General features: G+C 67.0%; 16 protein-coding genes and 1 riboswitch. Of the genes, 8 read left to right on the plus strand and 8 right to left on the minus strand.

Annotation, left to right across the window (positions count from 1 at the left end):
• The first annotated feature begins 69 nt into the window (after positions 1–69).
• Together metK and HGB51_RS16375 are read left to right on the plus strand one after the other, a co-directional pair.
• Positions 70–1,281, plus strand: a complete 1,212-nt coding sequence (gene metK / locus HGB51_RS16370; protein WP_070208730.1) for a methionine adenosyltransferase — start codon at positions 70–72, stop codon at positions 1,279–1,281.
• Between the two features lie 112 nt (positions 1,282–1,393).
• On the plus strand, positions 1,394–1,897 hold the full coding sequence (locus tag HGB51_RS16375; protein WP_070208731.1) for an acyl-CoA thioesterase: 504 nt from the start codon (positions 1,394–1,396) through the stop codon (positions 1,895–1,897).
• Between the two features lie 83 nt (positions 1,898–1,980).
• Here HGB51_RS16375 and ppc read toward each other — a convergent pair whose 3' ends face one another.
• Positions 1,981–4,692 (minus strand): phosphoenolpyruvate carboxylase, encoded by a 2,712-nt coding sequence (ppc, locus tag HGB51_RS16380; RefSeq protein WP_070208732.1) that lies wholly within the window; start codon positions 4,690–4,692, stop codon positions 1,981–1,983.
• Between the two features lie 96 nt (positions 4,693–4,788).
• Entirely contained in the window at positions 4,789–7,293 is a 2,505-nt protein-coding gene (locus HGB51_RS16385) for a S9 family peptidase (protein WP_070208733.1), read from the minus strand.
• Positions 7,294–7,420: 127 nt separating this feature from the next.
• Positions 7,421–7,508: riboswitch (S-adenosyl-L-homocysteine riboswitch) on the plus strand.
• A 32-nt stretch (positions 7,509–7,540) separates the two neighbouring features.
• Between HGB51_RS16385 and ahcY the strand changes: the two genes are divergently transcribed.
• The 3 genes from ahcY to ybaK all read left to right on the plus strand — a co-directional run bounded on the left by ahcY (position 7,541) and on the right by ybaK (position 10,326).
• A complete protein-coding gene (gene ahcY, locus HGB51_RS16390; RefSeq protein WP_070208734.1) occupies positions 7,541–8,986 on the plus strand; it encodes an adenosylhomocysteinase in 1,446 nt (481 codons plus the stop codon).
• 161 nt (positions 8,987–9,147) lie between these two features.
• Positions 9,148–9,723, plus strand: a complete 576-nt coding sequence (locus tag HGB51_RS16395; protein WP_070208735.1) for a hypothetical protein — start codon at positions 9,148–9,150, stop codon at positions 9,721–9,723.
• Positions 9,724–9,858: 135 nt separating this feature from the next.
• The gene (ybaK, locus tag HGB51_RS16400; protein WP_070208736.1) at positions 9,859–10,326 is read left to right on the plus strand and encodes a Cys-tRNA(Pro) deacylase; all 468 of its coding nucleotides are present in this window, start codon (positions 9,859–9,861) and stop codon (positions 10,324–10,326) included.
• A 194-nt stretch (positions 10,327–10,520) separates the two neighbouring features.
• Here the strand turns inward: ybaK and HGB51_RS16405 are convergent, their stop codons facing one another.
• Positions 10,521–11,078, minus strand: a complete 558-nt coding sequence (locus HGB51_RS16405) for a DUF3228 family protein (RefSeq protein ID WP_070208737.1) — start codon at positions 11,076–11,078, stop codon at positions 10,521–10,523.
• A 106-nt stretch (positions 11,079–11,184) separates the two neighbouring features.
• Between HGB51_RS16405 and metF the strand changes: the two genes are divergently transcribed.
• Positions 11,185–12,012, plus strand: coding sequence for a methylenetetrahydrofolate reductase [NAD(P)H] (gene metF, locus HGB51_RS16410; RefSeq protein WP_070208742.1), 828 nt, complete (start codon positions 11,185–11,187; stop codon positions 12,010–12,012).
• A 53-nt stretch (positions 12,013–12,065) separates the two neighbouring features.
• Positions 12,066–12,653 (plus strand): hypothetical protein, encoded by a 588-nt coding sequence (locus HGB51_RS16415; RefSeq protein ID WP_070208738.1) that lies wholly within the window; start codon positions 12,066–12,068, stop codon positions 12,651–12,653.
• A gap of 44 nt (positions 12,654–12,697) precedes the next feature.
• On the opposite strand, the gene HGB51_RS16420 is transcribed toward HGB51_RS16415, so the two are convergent.
• The 4 genes from HGB51_RS16420 to HGB51_RS16435 form a co-directional block, all read right to left on the minus strand.
• Positions 12,698–13,651: a Nudix family hydrolase gene (locus HGB51_RS16420; RefSeq protein ID WP_070208739.1), complete on the minus strand. Its 954-nt coding sequence runs from the start codon at positions 13,649–13,651 to the stop codon at positions 12,698–12,700.
• Positions 13,652–13,746: 95 nt separating this feature from the next.
• Positions 13,747–17,400 (minus strand): autotransporter domain-containing protein, encoded by a 3,654-nt coding sequence (locus HGB51_RS16425; protein ID WP_070208740.1) that lies wholly within the window; start codon positions 17,398–17,400, stop codon positions 13,747–13,749.
• A gap of 253 nt (positions 17,401–17,653) precedes the next feature.
• The gene (secA, locus tag HGB51_RS16430) at positions 17,654–20,386 is read right to left on the minus strand and encodes a preprotein translocase subunit SecA (protein WP_171966899.1); all 2,733 of its coding nucleotides are present in this window, start codon (positions 20,384–20,386) and stop codon (positions 17,654–17,656) included.
• A gap of 164 nt (positions 20,387–20,550) precedes the next feature.
• Positions 20,551–21,501 (minus strand): M23 family metallopeptidase, encoded by a 951-nt coding sequence (locus HGB51_RS16435; protein ID WP_070209157.1) that lies wholly within the window; start codon positions 21,499–21,501, stop codon positions 20,551–20,553.
• A gap of 12 nt (positions 21,502–21,513) precedes the next feature.
• On the opposite strand from HGB51_RS16435, the gene HGB51_RS16440 reads away from it, so the two are divergent.
• Positions 21,514–21,942 (plus strand): DciA family protein, encoded by a 429-nt coding sequence (locus HGB51_RS16440; RefSeq protein ID WP_070209158.1) that lies wholly within the window; start codon positions 21,514–21,516, stop codon positions 21,940–21,942.
• A 280-nt stretch (positions 21,943–22,222) separates the two neighbouring features.
• Here the strand turns inward: HGB51_RS16440 and lpxC are convergent, their stop codons facing one another.
• Positions 22,223–23,134: a UDP-3-O-acyl-N-acetylglucosamine deacetylase gene (gene lpxC, locus HGB51_RS16445; protein ID WP_070209159.1), complete on the minus strand. Its 912-nt coding sequence runs from the start codon at positions 23,132–23,134 to the stop codon at positions 22,223–22,225.
• Positions 23,135–23,200 lie beyond the last annotated feature (66 nt).

Below are 23,200 nucleotides of genomic sequence, written 5' to 3' on the forward strand. Positions count from 1 at the left end.
GCAATGGCGCGACTTGCCGTGTATCATTCGCGCCCATCTTTCCATCCGAATCAAAGGATATTACGCCTGATGTCCAGCTACCTGTTCACCTCCGAATCGGTCTCCGAAGGCCATCCGGACAAGATTGCCGACCAGATTTCCGATGCGGTGCTGGACGCGATCCTTGCCCAGGACCAGCGCGCCCGCGTCGCCTGCGAAACCATGGTCAAGACCGGCGTGGCGATCGTGGCCGGTGAAATCACCACCTCCGCCTGGATCGACCTGGAAGCGGTCACCCGCAAGGTGATCCTGGACATCGGCTATGACAGCTCCGACGTCGGCTTCGACGGCGCCACCTGCGGCGTGCTGAACCTGATCGGCAAGCAGTCGCCGCACATCGCCCAGGGCGTGGACCGCAAGAAGCCCGAAGAAATGGGCGCTGGCGACCAGGGCCTGATGTTCGGCTATGCCACCAACGAGACCGACAGCTACATGCCGGCCGCGATCCACCTGTCGCACCGCCTGGTCGAGCAGCAGGCCAAGATCCGCAAGAAGCGCAACTCGGCGCTGTCGTGGCTGCGCCCGGACGCCAAGAGCCAGGTCACCCTGCGCTATGAAAACGGCGAAGTGGCCGCCATCGACGCTGTGGTCCTGTCGACCCAGCACGCCCCGGGGATCAAGCAGAAGGACCTGATCGAGGCCGTCCGCGAAGAGATCATCAAGCCGGTGCTGCCGGCCAAGTGGCTGCACAAGGGCACCAAGTTCCACATCAACCCGACCGGCAAGTTCGAGATCGGCGGCCCGGTGGGCGACTGCGGCCTGACCGGCCGCAAGATCATCGTCGACACCTACGGCGGCTGGGCCCGTCACGGTGGTGGCGCGTTCTCGGGCAAGGATCCGTCCAAGGTCGACCGTTCGGCCGCCTACGCGGCCCGTTACGTGGCCAAGAACGTCGTGGCTGCCGGCCTGGCCGACCGTTGCGAAGTGCAGGTCTCCTACGCCATCGGCGTGGCCGAGCCGACCTCGATCTCGGTCACCACCTTCGGCACCGGCAAGATCAGCGATGACAAGATCGAGAAGCTGATCCGCAAGCACTTCGACCTGCGCCCGTACGGCATCATCAAGATGCTGGACCTGATCCACCCGATGTACCAGCAGACCGCAGCCTACGGTCACTTCGGCCGCAAGCCGAAGGACTTCAGCTACCTCAACGGTGCCGGTGAGACGGTCAACGCCACGGCCTTCTCCTGGGAGAAGACCGACCGCGCCGCCGCCCTGCGTGCGGATGCAAAACTGAAGTGAGGTAGTGCCGGGCTCTGCCCGGCAGCAACCAGGTGCAGCCGGGCAGAGCCCGGCTCTACCCGAAAAGGGCCGCGAAAGCGGCCCTTCTCGTTTGCGGCGTTACACTCCTGCCATGCCCGACGAAATCAAATCCCACCAGCTCACCATGACCGTGCTGATGGCACCGGAAATGGCCAACTTCTCCGGCAAGGTCCACGGCGGCGCGATCCTGCGCCTGCTCGACCAGGTCGCCTACGCCTGCGCCAGCCGCTATGCCGGCCGCTACGTGGTCACCCTCTCGGTGGACCAGGTGACCTTCCGCGAACCGATCGCGGTGGGTGAGCTGGTCACCTTTCTTGCCTCGGTGAACTACACCGGCACCTCGTCCATGGAAGTGGGGGTCAAGGTGGTGGCCGAGGACATCCTCAAGCGCAGCGTGCGGCATGCCAACAGCTGCTTCTTCACCATGGTCGCGGTGGATGACGACGGCCGGCCGACCCCGGTACCGCCGCTGGAGCTGGAGAGCAGCAACCAGCGGAGGCGGAATGCGGCGGCGTTGCTGCGCCGGCAGCTGCGGGCCGAGATGGAGCAAAGGCAGCGCGAGCTGCTCGCGTCAAACCCGCCGACAGCCGAGTAGTGCCGGCCGCTGGCCGGCTCTTCCGGATGCTTCCGACAGGTGCGTGGAGCCGGCCGGCGGCCGGCACTACGGGACACGCCTGGTCAGCCGGTGTTCTGTACGCCCTGCGAAACGCCGTTTACGCACGCCACCAACGCGCGCAGCACGTCGTCGTCTTCCCCACCACTCTCGCGCCAGCGGCGCAGCAGGTCGACCTGCAGCACGCTGATCGGGTCGATGTAGGGATTGCGCAGGCGGATCGACAGCGCCAGGCGCTGGTCGTGCTGCAGCAGGGCGTCCTGGCCGGTGATGGCCAGGATCAGGCGGCCGGTCAGCGCAAGCTCACGCTGGATCTGCGGGAAGAACGTGTCGTGCAGCGGCCCGGCCAGCTGCGAGAACTGCTCGGCAATGGTGATGTCGCCCTTGGACAGCACCATCGCGATGTCGTCCAGGAAAGTGCTGAAGAACGGCCAGTCGCGCGCCATCTCCTGCAGGGTCGCCTCGTGCCCAGCATCGATCGCCGCCTGCAAACCGCTGCCCACCCCGTACCAGCCCGGAATCACCGCGCGCGCCTGGCTCCAGGCGAACACCCACGGAATCGCGCGCAGGTTGCCCAGCGCCGCGTCCTGGCCCAGCCGGCGTGACGGGCGCGAGCCCAGCGTCATCCGCTCGATCACGTCGATCGGCGTGGCGCGGCGGAAGTACTGCATGAAGTCCGGCTGGCCGACGAACGCGCGATAGGCCTCGGCGCTCTTTTCCGCGACCCGATCCATCACCGGCCGCCACTGCGCTTCGCGCGGCTCCGGCGCCCGCGGACGCAGGCTCGAACGCAGCACCGCGCCGGTGGACTGCTCCAGCGAGCGCAGCGCCAGAGCGCGGATGCCGTACTTGCGGTGGATCACCTCGCCCTGCTCGGTGACCCGCAGGCGGCCGTCGATACTGCCGCGTGGCGAGGCGTCGACCGCGTCGGTGGTCTTGCCGCCGCCCCGACTGATCGAGCCGCCCCGGCCATGGAAGAAGGTCAGGCGGATGCCGCTCTCGGCGGCCACCTCCAGCAGCTCCACCTGCGCGCGCTGCAGGCCCCAGCGCGAGGCGGCGATGCCGCCGTCCTTGCCGCTGTCGGAGTAGCCCAGCATCACCATCTGCACGTCGTCGCGCGCGGTGAGGTGCGCGCGGTAGACCGGGTCGGCCAGCAGGTCGCGCAGGGTGTCGGTGCCGCGCTGCAGGTCGTCCACGGTTTCGAACAGCGGCGCGATGTCCAGCGGCACCGCGCGGCTGTCGTCGACCAGTCCGCCGCGCCGTGCCAGCGCCAGCACCGCCAGCACGTCGCTGCGGTCGTGCGCCATGGAGATGATGTAACTGCCCAGCGCATCGGCACCGTGGCGGCGGCGCGCATCGGCCAGCGCGGCGAACACCGCGTCCAACCGCTGGCCGCCCTCTTCCGTGCTCGCTGGAAGCGCCTGCTCGCCGCTTGCGAACGGCGCCAGACGGCGCGCCCGGGTCACCGCGTCGGCGGCGTCCCACGCGTCCTGCCCGTCCAGCACGCTGGCCAGCGCGCGGCCATGCACGCTCGACTCCTGGCGCACGTCCAGCCTTGCCAGGTGGAAGCCGAAGGTCCGCACCCGCCACAGCAGGCGACGCACCGCGAAGCCACCGGCGTGGTCGCCCTTGTTGGCGTGCAGGCTGTCGAGGATCAGGGTGATGTCGTCTTCCAGCTCCTGCGGCGAGGCGTACGCACCGTCCGCATCGTCCAGCGTGGCCTGCACGCGCGCACGCATGCGGTCGTTGAGCAGGCGGTACGGCATGTCGGCGTGGCGCGGGCGCGACACCACCTTCGGCAGCAGCTGCTGGTAGTGCGCGACCCGGGCCTGCAGCGCGTCGCTGACCGCGACCCGCTCGGTGGACTGGCTGAGCAGGCTGGCCAGCTGCAGCAGGTCCTTCTGGTAGCGGCCGAGCACGGCCTGGCGCTGCGCATCGAGCGTGTTGCGGATGGTGCCGGCGTCCACGTTCGGGTTGCCGTCCATGTCGCCGCCCACCCAGGTGCCGAAGCGCAGCAGGCGTGGCAGCGGCACGCTCCCGCCATAGGTATCGAGCAGCGCCTGCTGCAGCGATTCGTACAGCACCGGAATCACCCGGTACAGCACCTGCACCAGGTAGAAGCCGACGTGTTCGCGTTCGTCGTCGACGGTCGGCCGCACCGGCGAGGAATCCGTGGTCTGCCACGACGCGGTGAGCGCCATGCGGAAGCGCGCCGCATCGGCGGCGGCTTCACCGGGCGTGCGCTGGCCGTCGAGGTTGTCGACCAGGCTGGCCACCATGAGCTGTTCTTTTTCCAGCAACGCGCGGCGCACCGCTTCGGTGGGGTGCGCGGTGAATACCGGTTCGATGTCGATCCGCGGCAGCCACTGCGCCAGCTCGTCCAGGCTCACGCCCTGCGCCTTCAGCTGCTGCAGCGCGTCCTGCAGGCCGTCCGGCTGGGGTGCGGCGGTGCCGGCGCGCTGGTAGTCGCGACGGCGGCGGATGCGGTGCACGCGCTCGGCGATGTTCACCACCTGGAAGTAGGTACTGAACGCACGCACCATCGATTCGGCGCGTTCCGGTGCAAGCCCGGCCAGCGCATCGTTGAGGTCGGAGATCGGCGCGTCGCTTTCGCGGCGCGCGATCGCGCGGGTGCGCACCTGTTCCACATCATCGAAGAACTGCATGGAGACCTGCTCGGCGAGCAGGTCGCCGACCAGCGCACCGAGACGGCGCACATCGTCACGCAGGGGAATGTCGGGGGTGGCAAAGACGATGCTGCTGCGGTACTCGTTCATCTGCGACGCACTGGCCTGAAGGAACGGAATCCTTCAAGCCTAACCCAGATTGCGCGGCGATCCTTGTCGCGCAAATGGTTTCAATTGCATGTGTTGTCAGCGCGGCGCCTTGCCTGGCCCAATCGTCTGCTCCAGCCAGCGCTCGCTCTCGGCCAGCATCGTCATCAACGACTCGCGGGCGCGGTAATGGTGCGACTCGTTCGGCAGCATCACCAGCCGCGAGGTGCCGCCCAGGCCCTTCACCGCCGCGAACATGCGCTCGCTCTGCATCGGGAAGGTGCCGGAGTTGTTGTCGTCCTCGCCGTGGATGAAGAGGATCGGGTCCTTGATTCTGTCGGCGAAATTGAATGGCGACATCTTCAGGTACACGTCCTGCGCCTGCCAGAAATTGCGCTCCTCGGCCTGGAAGCCGAACGGGGTCAGCGTGCGGTTGTAGGCGCCGCTGCGCGCAATGCCGGCCTTGAACAGGCGGGTGTGCGCGAGCAGGTTGGCGGTCATGAACGCCCCGTAGGAATGCCCGCCGATCGCGATGTGGTCGCGGTCGGTCACGCCACGCCGCACCACCTCGTCCACCGCCGCTTCGGCGTTGGCGACCAGCTGCGGCAGGTAGGTGTCGTTGGGCTCCTTGTCGCCTTCGCCGATGATCGGCATCGACGGACTCACGAGTACCGCGTAGCCCTTGGCCAGGAATGCCTGCGGACCCCAGTAGCTGATCGCGTTGAAGCGGTAGGGCGAATCGGTCACCTGGCTGGCCGCCGCGGCGGTCTTGAACTCGCCCGGATAGGCCCACATCAGCATCGGCAGCGGGCCGTCCTTCTTCGCGGTGTAACCCGGCGGCAGCATCAGGGTGGCGGTCAGGTCGACCCCGTCGTTGCGCTTGTAGCGGATCTGCTCCTTGCTCACCCCACGCAGCTGCGGCAGCGGGTGCTCGAAACGGGTCAGCGCGCGCGGCGCGGCGCCGGCATCGGCCAGCGACTGCACGAAGTAGTTCGGCGGCACGTCCGGCGACTCACGGGTCAGCAGCAGCGAGCTGCCTTCCTGGTCGAGCAGCGCCTGCGGCAGCGCGTAGTCCGGTGCCTGCGAATGGAACAGGCGGGTGGCCTGGCGGCTCTCCAGGTCGAAGCGGTCGACGAACGGGCGGTCGCCCTCCGGCGAAGCGCCCAGGCCCAGCAGGAAGATGCTGCGCCCATCGCTGCTGGTCTGCAGCCGCGCACGACCGTTCACGTCGCGCACCAGCGCCGGACGCCCCGGGTCGTTGTAGCGGTCCTGCGAGGAGCGCTCGGACAGCAGCTGCGGCGCCTGGTCGAGCTGGTCCGGTGCGATCCGCCACTGCTTGACCACGCGCGACTTCCACCACGACTCGTTGAGCAGGGCGAGGTCGCCACGGCCCCATTGGATGCCGGCGTAGCGGCTGCCGAGCTGGGCCAGGGTCACCGGCGGTGCCTCGAACGGTGCCGCCTGCATCAGAACGGCGTCACGCACCTTGGCCTCGCGGTTGGGGTCGCCGCCGTCCTGGGCCTCGGCCCAGACCAGGGTGGCCTCGGCGTCCGCGCGCCAGCTCGCGTTGCGCACGCCGGTGGGCACCGCGTCGTTGCCGGTCGGCAGGCCTTCCACCAGCGGCAGGTTGGCCACGGTGTGTTCGAGCTTGCCGTCGGCCGCGTTCCACACTTCGATGCGGCGCGCGAAATCATCGGCGGGCACCAGGTAGGAGTACGGACGCTGCACGCGTTCGGCCAGCACGTGGCGACCGTCCGGCGACACGTCGAGGTCGAGGTAGACGCCGGCGCTGGACAGCGGCGTGGTCGCGCCGTTGAGCGCAACGCGCACCGGCTGCGAGGTGGCGTAATGGTCGAACAGGCGCGCGTCGGCTTCGTTGCTCAACAGGTCCTGGTAAGTGCGGATCGCGCGCACACCGGCGTCGGCCTGGGTCTGCTGGATCGCCGGGCCGGTCGGAATGCCACCGGCCGTCGGTGCCGGGCCCTGGCCCTTGGGCTGCAGGGTGGCCAGCAGCCCGCGGCTGTCCGGCAGCCAGGCGTAGCCGTCGCCGAATACGGTGTTGAGGTCGCCGAGCAGGCGCCGCGCGCTGCCGCTGGCGACGTCGACGATCCACAATTCATTGGTACCGCTGGTCGCATGCACCTGGTTGAACGCGAGGTACTGCTGGTCCGGCGACCATGCCAGCGAAGCGATCGAGAGCGGCTGCGGCAGCCCGGTGATCTGGCGCTCCTTGCCGTCGGCAATCGTCATCAGCCACAGCTTGTCGACGAAGCTGAAACGGCTGGCCGAATGCGTGGCCGGATTGATCCGCACCCCGGCCAGCTTCAGCTCGGGCTGGGCGACGGTTTCGATCGACGGCAGCGGCGGGCTCTGCAGCATCGCGGCGAGGTCGCGGCGCGGCGACAGGCTCAGGGTCGGTGCGCGTGGCGCGTCCACCACCGCCTGCAAAGCGGCCGAAGGCAGCTGGTAGCCCTGCCCGACCTGGGCGGCTGCCGCCGCCTGCGGCGCGGTCGCCTTGGATGCCGGCGCGGCCAGCGCCAGCGGTGCGACCGCCAGCAGGGCCATGCCCACGATCAGTCGTGCGCTGCGGTGTGTGCCTGTCATGTTCGAGCCCCATCCTGTGCAAACCTTGGACCTTAACAGCGGGGCGCGGTTTGCCCCCCTGCCGATGGTTGGGTCGGGGCGCCGATTCATGCCCGGGCGGTGCGCCGCGATATACTGGGCATTCCCCTCCACCGAGGGGCGCTGCGACCGCTGCCGGACCCGATCCGCACGGCCAGGCTCGGTGGCAGGGCTGGTTCCAACGGCGCCCGGCGAAGACGATTCCATCGTCCATTACCGGAGCTTTTGAATGAACGCTGTTGCCAAGACCTTCTCCACCGAAGGCGATTACAAGATTGCCGATATCTCGCTGGCCGACTGGGGTCGCAAGGAACTGGATATCGCCGAGCACGAAATGCCGGGCCTGATGTCGATCCGCCGCAAGCACGCCGCCACCCTGCCGCTGAAGGGCGTGCGCGTGACCGGCTCGCTGCACATGACCATCCAGACCGCGGTGCTCATCGAAACCCTGAAGGACATCGGCGCCGACGTGCGCTGGGCCTCGTGCAACATCTTCTCGACCCAGGACCACGCCGCCGCGGCGATCGCCAAGTCGGGCACCCCGGTGTTCGCCTGGAAGGGCGAGACCCTGGAGGAATACTGGGACTGCACGCTGGACGCGCTGACCTTCACCCTGCCCGACGGCACCCTGACCGGCCCGGAGCTGGTGGTCGACGACGGCGGCGACGTCACCCTGCTGATCCACAAGGGCTATGAGCTCGAGAACGGCAGCACCTGGGTCGACGAAAAGGCGTCCTCGCACGAAGAACAGGTCATCAAGAACCTGCTCAAGCGCGTGGCCAAGGAGCGCCCGGGTTACTGGGGTCGCGTGGTCAAGGACTGGAAGGGCGTTTCCGAGGAAACCACCACCGGCGTGCACCGCCTGTACCAGCTGGCCCAGGCCGGCACTCTGCTGATCCCGGCGATCAACGTCAACGACTCGGTCACCAAGAGCAAGTTCGACAACCTGTACGGCTGCCGCGAGTCGCTGGCCGACGGCCTGAAGCGCGCGATGGACGTGATGCTGGCCGGCAAGGTTGCCGTGGTCTGCGGCTACGGCGACGTGGGCAAGGGCTGCGCCGCCTCGCTGCGTGCCTACGGCGCGCGCGTGGTGGTCACCGAGATCGACCCGATCTGCGCCCTGCAGGCGGCGATGGAAGGCTTTGAAGTCAACACCATCGAGTCGACCCTGGGCCGCGCCGACCTGTACGTCACCACCACCGGCAACAAGGACATCATCCGCATCGAACACCTGAGCGCGATGAAGGACCAGGCCATCGTCTGCAACATCGGCCACTTCGACAACGAGATCCAGGTCGATGCGCTGGTCGGTTTCCCGGGCGTGCAGCACATCAACATCAAGCCGCAGGTGGACAAGTACGTGTTCCCGAACGGCAACGCGATCTTCCTGCTGGCCGAAGGCCGCTTGGTCAACCTGGGCTGCGCGACCGGCCACCCGAGCTTCGTGATGTCCAACTCGTTCGCCAACCAGACCCTGGCGCAGATCGACCTGTGGGCGAACAAGGACAGCTACGAGAAGAAGGTGTACCTGCTTCCGAAGAAGCTGGACGAGGAAGTGGCGCGCCTGCACCTGGAGAAGATCGGCGTGAAGCTGACCACCCTGACGCAGGACCAGGCCGACTACATCGGCGTGCCGGTGGAAGGCCCGTTCAAGCCGGAGCATTACCGCTACTGATGGGGTTGCCGGCCAGCGGCCGGCACTACCGGACGTTCAACGGGCGCCTTCGGGCGCCCGTTTTCGTTAAGGGGCTTTCACCCGGGCTGCACCCGGGCGTCACATCGGCCCCGGGATCATCGGCGCGCGGGGGAATATCTGGGTGTACTCCGGAGATTTCCATGAATATCAAGTTCGTACTTCCCGCACTGCTTGCACTGTGCGGTGCCGCGTATGTGTCTCCCGTCCATGCTGTCGAGTATCGGTGCATGGTGTTTTCCGGCGCAGATGGCAAGAAACCGGAAGCGAGCAGCAACCCGGACGGCAAATACGCCATCAAGGCTGCCGACCTGAAGGCAGCGGAGGCCGGCGCACTGGCTGCCGCCACCCGCTACAAGAAGGGTGCCGTCACTCTGACCAAAGCCCAGTGCGACGTTGATACCAGCAAGTCGAGCACTGCAGCGTCAGCACCAGCGACGTCAACGACTGCACCCGCGCCGGCGGCTGCGCCCGCTCCTGCGCCCGCTCCTGCACCCGCACCCGCAGGCGGCGCCAAGACCATGTACTGCGCGGTCTACGATGGCAACGAATTCGTTGACCCGCCTGCAGCGTATTCCGAAGAAAAGAACATCTGGAAGGTGGCAGCGACATCGATCCAGGCCTCAGAGGACGAAGCGGTAGCATTGGCAAAGAAACAAGGTATGAATGCCGACAGTGCGATGTGCGCAGGCAGCGTCGCAAGCCTCAAAAACCCTTAGGGCTGCTGTTGCTTTTCCTCCGCAGGCCCCTCACGGCGCCTGCGGAGGTGCTCAGCCCCTTCGCGATAGCTTCGGTCAAGTCATGTCCGGCGCGCACCGCTACGATGCGGGTACCCCGACAACACACGCCCTGTCATGACCCCGGCCATCAATCTGCTCAGCAAGCACGGCATCGCGCATCGCGTGCTGTCGTATCACCATGATGCCAATGCCGCTTCCTATGGCGGTGAAGCCGCGGAGCAACTCGGCCTGGACCCTGCGCTGGTGTTCAAGACGCTGCTCGCGAGCACGGAGAAGCACGAACTGCTGGTGGCGATCGTGCCGGTCAGCGGCACGCTGGACCTGAAAGCGCTGGCCGAGGCCGCCGGCTGCCGGAAGTGCGAGATGGCCGATGTGGCGGTTGCTCAGCGTGCGACCGGGTATCTGGTCGGCGGGATCAGCCCGCTGGGGCAGAAGAAGAAGCACCGCACCTTTATCGACGCCAGCGCGCAGGCGCTGGAGACGATGCATGTGAGTGCCGGAAGGCGCGGGTTGGAGGTGGGGTTGGCGCCGGGGGATCTGGTTGCGTTGACCGGTGGTCGAATGGTGAGCATTGGCCGGTAGAGCCACGCCGCGCCGCATGACCGGCGGGCGCCGGTACGATGAACGCATCGCCATGCGCGCGGAACCTGCCGCCAATACGGGACGCGATTCACGCGTGGCTGCAATGTCGAACGAAGACACGTTACCGCGCAGCCACGCAGGGCGTGGCTCTACCGGCGGGGGATCGCCCGTCCATTCGGGTATGCGCGGGACCGTTACGGCCGCCAGTTCGCATTGTTCTCCCAGAACGCCACCGCCCGCTGGTACGCCTCGCGGTCCAATGGCACCCCGGATCCGCCCTCCTCCACCCCCAGCGCATTGCGTATCATCGTGATCGGCGCCATCGGCACTTCTTCGGGCTCGGCGGTATAGATGCACCCGACGATGCCCCAGTCGGCTGCAATCGGAGAACCTTCCTTCGCCAGCTGCTCCGCGCTGTACAGGATCACCACCAGGTAGTTCGCGCGCGGCGATTCCACCCCTTCGAACCAGCGCACCAGCACCGGCAACTCGTCGCGGTTGCGGGCCTCGTAGCCGCTGCGCAGCTGGTGGCGGTTGGCGTCGGTGACCGGGACGGTCAGGCAACGGGTGCTGGTCCAGTTCTCGTACACATGCAGCTTGCAGAACGGGGCATAGCCGTCGAGCACCTTGAACGGCGCGTGCGCGTTGAGGTGCGCCTGGAACTGCTCGGCCGTGCAGTCCTGGATGGTATTGCCGCGCGGCACGCGCGGAAACAGGCGGGGGCGGGCGAAGTCGGTAAGGACGATGGTCATGGTGTCGGGGCGTGAAAACAGGCGCACAGGGTAACCGCTGCGCACGATTTTACATTCATCGCGATGGAGCGATATGATGACCCCACGCCCGCCGCCGCTGCCGCCCATGACCGCCATCAGCTTCGAGTTCTACCCGCCCAAGACCGACGAACAGCGCGCCCAGCTGGACCGCACGGCGGCCAAGCTGGCCTCCTACGCGCCCGAGTATGTGTCCTGCACGTTCGGCGCCGGCGGCTCGACCCTGAGCTACACCTCTGAAACGGTGCGCCACCTCAAGCAGCACCACGGCTTCGAAGCCGCCCCGCACCTGTCCTGCGTCGGCGGCAGCCGTGAGGAGATCCGCGAGCTGCTCAAGCTGTACCGGGCGATCGGCTGCCGGCGCATCGTGGCGCTGCGCGGCGACCTGCCCTCGGGCATGGGCCACCCCGGCGACCTGCGCTATGCGAGCGAGCTGATCGCCTTCATCCGTGCCGAGCATGGCGACGCGTTCCACATCGAGGTCGGCGCCTACCCGGAAACGCACCCGCAGTCGGACGACGCGCTGCGCGACCTGAAGTACTTCAAGGCCAAGATCGACGCCGGTGCGGATGCGGCCATCACCCAGTACTTCTACAACGCCGACGCCTATTTCCACTTCGTCGACGCGGTACGCAAGCTGGGCGTGCAGGTGCCGATCGTGCCGGGGATCATGCCGATCTCCAACTTCAGCCAGCTGCGCCGCTTTTCCGAACAGTGCGGCGCGGAGATCCCGCGCTGGATCGGCAAGCGCATGCAGGCCTATGGCGATGACGCCGAATCGGTGCGCGCATTCGGCGCCGAGGTGGTGGCGCAGCTGTGCGAGCGGCTGGTCGCCGGTGGCGCGCCGGGACTGCATTTCTACACCCTCAACCTGGCCAAGCCGACCACCCAGGTGCTGAAGTTGCTGGGCCGCTGAACGGGCCACGCCGAATCGCTTGCAGATAACGCGTTCGCCGCTACGCTGCTGCAATGAAACTGCTCGCCCCGTTGCTGTTGTCGCTGTGCCTGCTGAGCTGGGCCCCTTGGGCGCAGGCGCAGGCGCCGCGCGTGAACCGCTGCACCACCGCGCAGGGCGAGACGGTGTTCACCGACCGCAGCTGCGATTCGCTGGGCGCCAGTGCACGAATGCCGCCGCGGGCGGCTTCGGTGGGCAACACCGGGATCTACCGTGCCGGTTGCGCGCGCCGGCTGAGCGAGTTGACCGGGCAGATCCGCGATGCGGTGAGCCAGCAGGACGTCAACCGCCTGTCCTCGATCTACCTGTGGGGCAGTGTTTCCGATGCCACCGCCAACAGCATCATCGGGCGGTTGGAGTCGGTGGTGCAGCGGCCGTTGATCGACATCGCGCCGGTGTATCCGGAGGTGGCGGCAGTGCCGGCGCCGGTGCCGGTGGATCCGAATGCGAGCCTGGCCGAGGCGGTGGCGGCGGTGGCGCCGGTTTCGCGGCCGCGCCCCATTGGACTGCGGCTGGAGCAGACGTTGGGGAACAGTGCGACGCCTGCACGGACCGTGTTCGGGTTGCGGCGGGCGTATGGGTGTTTCTGGATTACGTTGTAGTTCGGCACCCCTTGGGACACGCGTGGCGTGTCGCTACGCGGCGGTCATGTTGGCCATAGGGCGCTGATGGACGCGATGCCCTGGGCGCCGTGGCGGCGGGCCTGGGTGATGTCATCGGGATGCAGGCCGCCGAGGGCGTAGATCGGTAGCGATACCTGGGCGCGCAGGGTTTCGAACGCTTCCCAGCCGATCGGGGCGGTGTCCGGGTGGCTGGAGGTGGCCTGGACCGGGCCGAGCACGGCGAAGTCGCAGCCCAGCCGCTGCGCGGCCTGCAGCTGCGGCAGGTCGTGGCAGGAGGCGGCCACCAGCTGGTCGGTGGGCAACGGCCGCGCCTCCAGCTGCAGCAGCTGCTCGCCGCTCAGGTGCACGCCCACGCCCAGCCGGCGGGCCAGCTCGATGTCGCGGTTGAGCAGCCACTGCACGCCGCTGCGGTGGCGTGACACCGCCTGTTCGGCCAGCTGGATGCGGGCCGGGCTGGTCGGGGTGCGCAGCTGCACCCGGCGGACCCCGGCGTCGAGCGCGCGCGCCAGGCGCGCGTACCAGTCCTGGTGGGCGGCGTCCTCGTCGGTGTCCGGCTCGGGGGTGATCAGGTAGCGGTCCGGGTGGCGCAGCGCGGCCACCACCGGCAGGTCGGCGGGGGGCATGGAGTAGCGCGACAGCTTGTCCGGGGCCACCCAGGTGATCGCCTGGCCCTCGCGGCCGCGCGGGGAGCCCTTCCAGCTGCGCACATGTCGTACTTCCAGGCGCAGGTGCTTGTCCGGGTAGGCCTGGGGCACGTCCATGATCCAGTCGCCGATCTCGGCTTCGATCCCCAGCTCTTCGCGCAGCTCGCGGACCAGCGCCTGCTCGGAGCTCTCGCCGGTCTCGCGCTTGCCGCCGGGGAATTCCCACAGGCCGGCCATGTCGCGGTTCTCGGTGCGACGGTTTAGCAGGATGCGGCCGCGGGCATCGGTGATGACGGCAGCCACGACATGGATCGATCGTCTGGGGGATGGCATGGGGTGAGGATGCCCAATCCGGGCCGGCCTGCGCAATGCCAGACAGACGAAGAGCCCCTTTCGGGGCCCTCCGGTACTTCAGGTCGCGGGTCCGGTCAGAACGCCACGTTCCAGTTCAGCTGGGCCCCCACTTCGCGCTGGCCATCGCCCGCACGCCCCTGCGCGAACATCGACAGGCGGCTGTTGTCGGAGGTGTTGAGCGACACCCCGACCTCGGCGATACCCACGTTGCGGGCCAGCGGCAGGCCCTGCACGGTGAAGCTGTCGCTGCCGGCTACGAACCGATTGCGCGAGTCCGCGCGCAGTTCGCCGGCCGCGTTCTGCCAGGCCAGGCCGGCTTCGAAGCGGGCCCCATCCTGCTGGCCGCCACTGATGTCCCACGAGGCGCGGATCCCGGCTGTGGTAGTCCACACCTCGTCCTTGCTGGACGCCACCGACAAGGCGGCGGTGCCGCCGGTCTCGGTAGCGGCCTCGCTGGACAGGCGGGTGTAAGCCAGGGCCAGATACGGGCTCAGGGTCAGCGAGTCGAACTGCAGGTCCCAACCGCCCTCGGCGAACGCCGAAACGGCGTGCGCGTCATGGCGGCTGTCCAGGGCCTGCGCCCACGACGTGCCGGCACCGATGTCGCGGCGGGTCTCCACCTCGTAATCGGCATAGCTGGCGCCACCGTTGATCCAGGCCTGTTCGCCACGGAAACCGGCATACAGGCCGCCGTGCACGGCATCGACCTCGGTGATCGCGTTGCGGGCTTTGATCTGCTGTCGCAGCGATTCCGGGCCGCCGGCGACGCCAACCGTCCAGCGCTCGCCGAAGGTCCAGTCATAGCCGGCGATCAGACCCTGGCGGTGGTCCTGGGTACGCGCGGCATTGCCGTCGCCGTCGCTGCGCTTGGAGGCGCCGCTGCCGGCCACCCATACAGCGGAACCCTCGCGCTTGGCGCTCGGATCCGGACGCAGGCGCTGCGAAATGCCTTCACGCAGGAAGCGGTCGTCGAGCAGCAGCGCGCGCTTGCTGGCGTGCAGTTCGCCGGCGAGGTCGTCGAAGGCAGCCAGGGCACTGGCTTCGTCCAGCATCAGCAGGCCGTTGTACAGCGCCAGCGCGTCGCCGGACTGCTGCAGCGAGTCCAGTGCCGCTGCGGTGGCGCGATGGTTGCCGGTGACCGCGACCGCACCGAACACGATCGGCGGGGTCACGCCCGGCGTGCCCGGGAAGCCGGGATCGACCGGAGTTACCGGGTCCACCGGCGTGACCGGATCAACGGGGGTGACGGGGTCAACCGGAGTCACCGGATCAACCGGCGCCACCGGCGTATTCACCGCGATGGTCAGCAGCACGTCGTTGCCGGTCTGGGTCAGCGTCGGGGTGATGAAGGCAGAATTGGAGATGACGTCATCGAAGCCGCCATTGAGGCCTTCGGCGGCATTGAGGATCGTGTAGCTGTGGCCGTTCTGGTAACTGGCCAGCGGATCCAGGCCGGTCACGCGCACGCCGGTAGCGCCGGTGCTGCCGGCAATCCCGGCACCATGGCCAATGTACGCCTTGCCACTGACCTTGACGAAATCGGCCTGGCCGTTGCCCAGCAGGTCCACGTCGTAGAACGCCTTCTGCGCGACACTGGCTGGCACCGCGCCCGCCGCGTTGATGTACAGGTCGCCATCGATCGTGAGCGTACCCACGCCCGCATTGCCCGGCGACAACACGCCACCATTGAACACCTCGGTCCTGCCGACCGTGGCGTTGCCGGCAAGGACGCCGCCGTCGCGTACCAGCACATTGGAGCTGCGGACCACACCCGTAGTGCTGCCGTAGTTGATGGTCTCGTTGAAGCCAGAGCTTCCGTTGAGCACCAGGGTTCCGCCGGAGACCTCGATCTGCTGCTGGAGCGCCTGGCTGCCGCCGGTGTAGCCCTGGCCGGTGTACATGTCGCCGGTGATGCTCAGGATGCCGCCCCGTACGACGACCTTGCCGCCGAAGTCGGCCAGGTTGCCGGACAGCGTGGTATTGCCGGCCACGGCCGTGACCGCACCGCTGACGTCGCTGATGCTGCGCAGCGTGTTGGCCAGGGTGATGTCGCCGGTGTGGTTGAACACCAGCCCGCCGGCTCCGCCCTGCATGACGATGTCCGCGCTGCCCAGTTCGCCAGCGGCTTCCGCTGCGGTCCAGACGGGACCGCCATTGGCCACCGACCAGGTGTCCATGCCCCCGCCGATGACAACATGGCCCAACGTACCGATGGTCAGATCGGCGCCTGTGCCGATCCGGCCGCCGTTGGCAACGGTGAGGATGCCGAACGGCTCGCCAACCAGATGGCTGCCCACGGTGATGTTGCCGCTGGCTTCAATGACCGAGCCCGCACCACTTACCCGTACCTGTTCATCCACCCGGCCCAGTGCGAAGGTGGACGAGTTCTGGCCGCCGGAGACCAGCAAGGTATCGGTGCTCATGACGGCGCCATCGAGCACCTCCACGCCGGTACGGATGTCCATCTCGCCAAGGTTGGACCACCGGCTTGCCGCTCCGGTGAGCGTGGCGGTTCCCGTGCTGCTGTAGGAGTCCTTGATCCGCGCGCTGTTGGACTGGATCTGGCCGCCGTCGTCAATGAGCAGATGGGTGCTGGCGATCACCCGGTCGCCGCTCAGCAGCGAGCCGGCGCCGGACACCTCGATGCGACCGATGCGCGAAGCCGTGCTCGGCAGGCCCTGGTCAGCTTCGGCCGTCACGTTGCCGGTAACCGTCACCACGGCGCCGCGCTCTACCCGCAGCGCGCCATTGCCGTTTGCCGCCACCCGCATGGCGTCAGCCGTCACCGATGCTCCGGTACCGCTGGCCAGCAGTCTGCCGGCCGCGCCCTGCGCAGCGCCAATGCTCACAAGCTGTGCTTCCAGCGTGCCGCTGTTGCGCACCTCCACCGTGCCGCCGCCATTGCGGGCAGCACCGATGACAAGGTCGCGACCCACGCGCACGCTTCCCATGTCGACGTTGAGCGTGCCGGTACCGGCCTCACCGACCCGCAGCTCGTTGTCGTTGACCACCAGCACGCCACCGGTGTTTACGTTGACCACGCCCATGCCGGACGCTGCAGAGCCGATGATCATGCCGTACGACGTGCCTGCCAGCGGCGTCGGCAACGTTGTTTCCACGCGACCGCCGTTGCTGATGTCCAGCACGCCGGCACCCTCACGGCCCACCAGCAACTGGCGCGTGCTGAGCAACGAGCCGGTACCATCGACGGAGCCGATGCCAAAGCCGTCGGTGGCATGACCGAACGACGCAGTGCCACCTGCCACGGTTGCGGCAGCGCCGCCGGAAAGGCGCAGCTCACCCCGACCTGCCTCGGCGACGCGGACCGACGCACTGTTGACGGTCAGTTTCGAGGTGGCGCCGTCGAGGTGCAGCGTGCCGTCACCTCCGCTGTTCGTGCCAAGGGAGACAAGGTCGTTGGAGGTCAGCGTGCCGCCGTTGAGGGCCTCGATCAGCACTTTGCCGCTGGCCCCGATTCGGAAGCCGTCGGCGTAGACGCGGCCGTCTGTGACCGTTTCGTCGGAGTTGAAGTCATGCACCGCCGCGAATGCGGACGGCAACGATGCAGCCGACAGGCCCAACGCGACCAGCATGGCGGCACTGAGCTGTGAACGACGGCGGACGCTGCCGCTGGCCGTTGCGGAGGAGGAATGGGTGGAGGTGAGTTCGGATGCAACCTGCATCTGGCCCGTGGCGTGGTTGAACACCAGGCGATAAATCCTGTTCATGAAGCTCCATGGATGGCGACTCAGGGAAAACGCGCGATGGCGCGCCGCCCTGTCGCGAATGCAACGCGCTCGCAACAGGGGCTGCAACGATAGTTGGATGTCGCAGTCGAGCCCGTCGGTCGCATCTGACACGCTCGTGGGGATGCACCACCACTGCGTGTCAGTTTTCTCTGAAACATGTCGTTTCGCGGTACAGCTCACAGAACTGCCGCATCCTCCCCAAAAAAAACCCCGCTTTCGCGGGGCTTTTTCATCAGGTCAGCTGGCCGTGGCAGTGCTTGTACTTCTTGCCACTGCCGCAGGGGCATGGATCATTGCGGCCTACCTTGGGCTCGTCGCGCGAGACCTGGGCCACGCCGTTGCGCTGCGCTTCCACGTCCGCCGCTTCTTCGTCGGCGCCGTAGCCACCCATGTTCTGGTGCTGGAACTGCGACTGCAGCAGGCGGGCTTCGGCCTGCTGGCGTTCGGCCGCTTCCAGCGCCGCCACTTCTTCTTCGCTGCGGATGCGCACGCGCGCCAGCAGGGTCACCACTTCGCGCTTGACGTTCTCCAGCATTTCCGAGAACAGCTCGAAGGCTTCCTTCTTGTACTCCTGCTTGGGCTGCTTCTGCGCGTAACCGCGCAGGTAGATGCCCTGGCGCAGGTAGTCCATGCGGGCCAGGTGCTCCTTCCAGCTCTGGTCCAGCACGGTCAGCATGACGTGCTTTTCCAGCGCGCGCATGGTCTCTTCGCCGACGCCGGCTTCCTTCTGCTCGAAGTGCTCGTCCACGCGCGCCTGCACCTTGTTGGCGATCGCTTCGGCGTCGAGCTCTTCGTGCTGCTTGAGCAGGCCGGTGACGTCCATCTGCACGCCCAGGTCCGAGGCCAGGGTGGCTTCCAGGCCCGGCAGGTCCCACTGTTCGTCGATCGAGTTCGGCGGCACGAAGCGCGCCACGATGTCGAAGATCACGTCGCCACGGATGCCGTCGACGTTGTCCTTGACCGACTCGGCGTCCAGCAGTTCATCGCGCTGCGAATAGATCACCTTGCGCTGGTCGTTGTTGACGTCGTCGAAGTCCAGCAGGTTCTTGCGGATGTCGAAGTTGTGCGCTTCGACCTTGCGCTGCGCCTTTTCGATCTGGCGGCTGACCAGGCGGTCTTCGATGACGTCGTCTTCCTTCATGCCCATCATGCGCATCGCCTTCTGGACCCAGTCCGAGGCGAAGATGCGCATCAGGTTGTCTTCCAGCGACAGGTAGAAGCGCGAGGAACCCGGGTCGCCCTGGCGGCCGGAACGGCCACGCAGCTGGTTGTCGATACGGCGCGATTCGTGGCGCTCGGTGCCCACGATGTGCAGGCCGCCGGCGGCCTTGACCTGGTCGTGGCGGACCTGCCAGTCGGCCTTGACCTTGGCGCGCTGCTCGGCAGTGGCGTCTTCGCCCAGCGCGTGCAGCTCCGCTTCATGCGAACCGCCCAGCACGATGTCGGTACCGCGACCGGCCATGTTGGTGGCGATGGTCACGGCGCCGGGCATGCCGGCGTTGGCGATGATGGTCGCTTCGCGGTCGTGCTGCTTGGCGTTGAGCACTTCGTGGTGCACGCCGGCCTTGCGCAGGTGCTCGGACAGCATTTCCGAGGTTTCGATCGAGGTGGTGCCGACCAGCACGGGCTGGCCGCGCTTGTTGCACTCCTGGATGTCGGCCAGCACGGCGTTGAACTTGCCGTTGCGGTTGAGGAACACCTGGTCCGGCGAGTCCTTGCGGATGGTCGGGCGGTTGGTCGGGATGACCACCACTTCCAGGCCGTAGATGCTCTGGAATTCGTAGGCTTCGGTGTCGGCCGTACCGGTCATGCCGGACAGCTTCTTGTACATGCGGAACAGGTTCTGGAAGGTGATGCTGGCCAGGGTCTGGTTTTCGCGCTGGACCGGCACGCCTTCCTTCGCTTCCACCGCCTGGTGCAGGCCATCGGACCAGCGGCGGCCGGCCAGGGTACGGCCGGTGAATTCGTCCACGATCACCACTTCACCGTCGCGCACGATGTAATCGACGTCGCGCTGGTAGATGGCATGCGCGCGCAGCGCGGCATTGAGGTGGTGGACCACGGTCAGGTTCTGCGCCGCGTACAGGCCTTCGGTTTCCGCGCTGAGGATGCCGGCGTCGACCAGCAGCTGTTCGGCGTGCTCCATGCCCGCTTCGGACAGGTGCACCTGCTTGCCCTTCTCGTCGACCCAGAAGTCGCCCTCGCCTTCTTCGGCTTCCTGGCGGATCAGGCTGGGCACCACGCGGTTGACGCGGATGTACAGCTCCGGGGAATCGTCGGCCGGGCCGGAGATGATCAGCGGGGTACGCGCTTCGTCGATCAGGATCGAGTCGACTTCGTCGACGATGGCGTAGTGCAGGCCGCGCTGGTAACGGTCGGCGCGCGACAGCGCCATGTTGTCGCGCAGGTAGTCGAAGCCGAATTCGTTGTTGGTGCCGTAGGTGATGTCGCTGGCATAGGCTTCGCGCTTGTCGCTGTGCGGCATGCCCGGGTACACCACGCCGACGCTCATGCCGAGCCAGTTGTACAGCTTGCCCATCTGCGCGGAGTCGCGGCGGGCCAGGTAGTCGTTCACGGTGACCACGTGCACGCCCTTGCCTTCCAGCGCGTTCAGGTACACCGGCAGCGTGGCCACCAGGGTCTTGCCTTCACCGGTGCGCATTTCGGCGATCTTGCCCAGGTGCAGGACCATGCCGCCGATCAGCTGGACGTCGTAGTGGCGCATGCCGAGCACGCGGCGGCTGGCTTCGCGGCAGACCGCGAAGGCTTCCGGCAGCACCTTGTCCAGGGCTTCGCCGTCGGCAATGCGCTGCTTGAACTCCGGGGTCTTGGCCTTGAGCTGCTCGTCGGAGAGCTTTTCGATGTCCGGCTCCAACGCATTGATCTTGGCGACGATGCGGTTGAGCTGGCGCAGCTGGCGTTCGTTACGACTGCCGAAGACGCGGGTAAGCAGGCTGTTGATCATTGAAGGAACCGGTTGGAATGAGACGCCCCAACGGCGGCGCTCCCCCTGGGACCGCCCGCCGCAAACGAAACAGGGCGCATCGCGCCCTGTCTATGGCAACACCCATTGTAGCTTGGGACGAGGGCACTTGGTTTCAAGCGCCCGCGATCCGCCAGATGCAGCCCTCAGCCGCGGGAGACCCGCCCGACCGGGGTGTTGCCGCCGTCGCCCAGGAACTTGCGCGGGTTAACCACCTGGCCGCGTTCCCAGACCTCGAAGTGCACGTGGGCACCGGTGGAACGGCCCGTGGAACCGGCCTTGGCCACTTCCTGCCCGGCCCGGACCAGCTCGCCGGCCTTCACCACCAGGCGCGAATTGTGCGCGTAGCGGGTCACATAGCCGTTGCCATGGTCGACGTCGACCACGTTGCCATAGCCACCCTTCACGCCGGCGAAGCTGACCACCCCGTCGGCCACGGACATCACCGGGTCGCCGACCTTGGCATGGAAGTCGATGCCCTTGTGGTTGCCCCGACCGCGACCGAACGGGTCGGCACGACCGCCGAAGCTGGAGGTGATGTAGCTGTTGCGGATCGGCATGCGACCCGGCACGGCGTTCTGGTCCAGCTGATGGTCGAACATCAGCGACTCCATCACCGACAACTGGCGGCCTGAAGCAGCAAAGCGCTGCTCCAGCACCTGTAAGTCGGCATTGACGTCGCTGACCGGGATGTCCTGGGTCGGGCCGGGTTCGCCTTCACCGAGGCCGGGGGTCTCGTTGAAGTCGAACTCGCCGTCTTCCAGCTTGCCCATCTGGGTCAGGCGCTCGCCGAGCGCGTTGAGCCGGGTCGCCTGCGCCTGGAGCTCGCCCATCCGGGCGGCCAGCGCGTTGACCTGGGTCTGCGCGTCCTGCTGGGCCTTGGCCAGGTCGCGCTCCTGCTGGGCGACCTTGGCGTGGAGCCGGGAATCATTGAACATGCTGCCAGCCAGGCCGGCACCAAGGCCGATCACGCAGCCGAGGCCGAGCACGCTGCCCAGCAGGGCGCGGGGCCTGTCCTCGAAGTAGAAACGCAAACGCGCAAGCGGCGTCTTGGCCTGTCCTTCACGCGTTTTGATTACGATCTTTTTGAATGCCATCAGTGAGTTTTCATGTCTGAGCCGAAATCCAGTGCCCGTCCTGCAACAACGCCGAAACCGGCGCTGGATGCAGTCATGGATGGCAAAACCAGCAACCCGCTGCGTCGTGCGCTGTGGCTCGACACGCTGGACCGTCAGTTGCGCCCCCATCTGCCGCCTACCCTGGCCACCCGTTGCCGGCTGGCGAATGTAAACGGCGAACACCTCGTTTTTGTCGTCGACTCCGCTGTGTGGCATGCCAAGGTCCGGCTTGCCGAAGCACAGTTGATCGACGCGGCCCGGTCCATCGGGCTGAAGGTCACCAAGGTGACCGTCAAAACTGCGGCTGCCCCTCCTCCACGCTCCCCAGCGATCGACAACAGGAATGGCCCCCAGGCAGTTTCAGCCGCCACGCACAAAGGGCTACGCGACGCGTTGGCCTGTCTGAAGGACGTGGACTGATCCGCGACCCGCAGGCATCGGGGCGTCCCGCCCCTTCCCCGTCGTCGTCACAGTGATGTGAATCTGGCAGGGAGCCGGCGGTCACTGTAGCCGCGCTGGGTCGACCAGTCGTTATTCTTTTATTAAATAAACGTTAAAGTTGGTCGGAAACGGGATCGGGTTCACAAAAATGTGACCACGGTACGTAGACGGTTCATTGACATCAACATCACATCCGGGCGCGGCCCGGAATGCAGAACGGCGCCGTGGGCGCCGTTCGCTTTTCAACGTTTTCAATCACTTACGCGTAGGCAGGTACGCCGTACACCACCGGCACGTCGCTGCTCGGGGCCTCGTAGCTCACCCACTCCCAGGCGCTGGCATCGGCCAGCAGGGCGCGCACCAGCTTGTTGTTGAGCGCGTGGCCGGATTTGAAGCCTTCGTAGGCGCCAAGCACCTGGCCGCCGGCGAGGTAGAGGTCGCCGATCGCGTCGAGGATCTTGTGGCGCACGAACTCGTCGGCGTAACGCAGGCCGTCGTCGTTGAGCACGCGGAATTCGTCGAGCACGATGGCGTTGTCCATCGAACCGCCCAGGCCGAGGTTGCGCTCGCGCATGTACTCCAGGTCGCGCATGAAGCCGAAGGTGCGCGCGCGGGCGATTTCCTTGGTGTAGGCGGCCGTGGAGAACTCGATCTCGGCGCGCGACTGCTTGGCCGGGATCATCGGATGGTCGAACTGGATGGTGAAACCGAGCTTGTAGCCTTCATAGGGCTCGAAGCGGGCGACCTTGTCGCCGTCGGTCACTTCCACCGTCTTGAGAATGCGGATGAAGCGTTTCGGCGCGTCCTGTTCGGCGATGCCTGCCGACTGCAGCAGGAAAACGAACGGGCCGGAGGAACCGTCCATGATCGGCAGCTCGGCCGAGGACAGCTCCACGATGATGTTGTCCACGCCCAGGCCGGCCAGGGCCGACATCAGGTGTTCGACGGTCTGGATCTTGGCGTCGTTGCAGGTCAGCCCGGTGCACAGGGTCACTTCGGTGACCAGGTCGGCACGGGCCGGCACTTCCACCACCGGGTCCAGGTCCACGCGCCGGAACACGATGCCGTGATTGACCGGCGCCGGGCGCAGGGTCATGTAGACCTTGTCACCGCTGTGCAGGCCAACGCCAGTGGCGCGGATCGTGTTCTTGAGGGTGCGTTGGGGGATCATGGGGGCAACCGGGGGAAGCGCGCGGTCAGCGCGGCAGTGACAAACAAGAATAACACGCACTACCAC

The organism is Stenotrophomonas bentonitica (assembly GCF_013185915.1).
GTDB lineage: Bacteria > Pseudomonadota > Gammaproteobacteria > Xanthomonadales > Xanthomonadaceae > Stenotrophomonas > Stenotrophomonas bentonitica.

Excerpts from the sequence above, each read along its gene's own strand:
- HGB51_RS16405 (WP_070208737.1), bottom strand. The coding sequence starts at position 11,078 with ATGACCATCGTCCTTACCGACTTCGCCCGCCCCCGCCTGTTTCCGCGC.
- HGB51_RS16395 (WP_070208735.1), top strand. The coding sequence starts at position 9,148 with ATGAATATCAAGTTCGTACTTCCCGCACTGCTTGCACTGTGCGGTGCC.
- metF (WP_070208742.1), top strand. The coding sequence starts at position 11,185 with ATGACCGCCATCAGCTTCGAGTTCTACCCGCCCAAGACCGACGAACAG.
- HGB51_RS16440 (WP_070209158.1), top strand. The coding sequence starts at position 21,514 with ATGTCTGAGCCGAAATCCAGTGCCCGTCCTGCAACAACGCCGAAACCG.
- HGB51_RS16415 (WP_070208738.1), top strand. The coding sequence starts at position 12,066 with ATGAAACTGCTCGCCCCGTTGCTGTTGTCGCTGTGCCTGCTGAGCTGG.
- metK (WP_070208730.1), top strand. The coding sequence starts at position 70 with ATGTCCAGCTACCTGTTCACCTCCGAATCGGTCTCCGAAGGCCATCCG.
- ppc (WP_070208732.1), bottom strand. The coding sequence starts at position 4,692 with ATGAACGAGTACCGCAGCAGCATCGTCTTTGCCACCCCCGACATTCCC.
- secA (WP_171966899.1), bottom strand. The coding sequence starts at position 20,386 with ATGATCAACAGCCTGCTTACCCGCGTCTTCGGCAGTCGTAACGAACGC.
- HGB51_RS16420 (WP_070208739.1), bottom strand. The coding sequence starts at position 13,651 with ATGCCATCCCCCAGACGATCGATCCATGTCGTGGCTGCCGTCATCACC.
- lpxC (WP_070209159.1), bottom strand. The coding sequence starts at position 23,134 with ATGATCCCCCAACGCACCCTCAAGAACACGATCCGCGCCACTGGCGTT.
- ybaK (WP_070208736.1), top strand. The coding sequence starts at position 9,859 with ATGACCCCGGCCATCAATCTGCTCAGCAAGCACGGCATCGCGCATCGC.
- HGB51_RS16385 (WP_070208733.1), bottom strand. The coding sequence starts at position 7,293 with ATGACAGGCACACACCGCAGCGCACGACTGATCGTGGGCATGGCCCTG.
- HGB51_RS16375 (WP_070208731.1), top strand. The coding sequence starts at position 1,394 with ATGCCCGACGAAATCAAATCCCACCAGCTCACCATGACCGTGCTGATG.
- ahcY (WP_070208734.1), top strand. The coding sequence starts at position 7,541 with ATGAACGCTGTTGCCAAGACCTTCTCCACCGAAGGCGATTACAAGATT.
- HGB51_RS16435 (WP_070209157.1), bottom strand. The coding sequence starts at position 21,501 with ATGGCATTCAAAAAGATCGTAATCAAAACGCGTGAAGGACAGGCCAAG.
- HGB51_RS16425 (WP_070208740.1), bottom strand. The coding sequence starts at position 17,400 with ATGAACAGGATTTATCGCCTGGTGTTCAACCACGCCACGGGCCAGATG.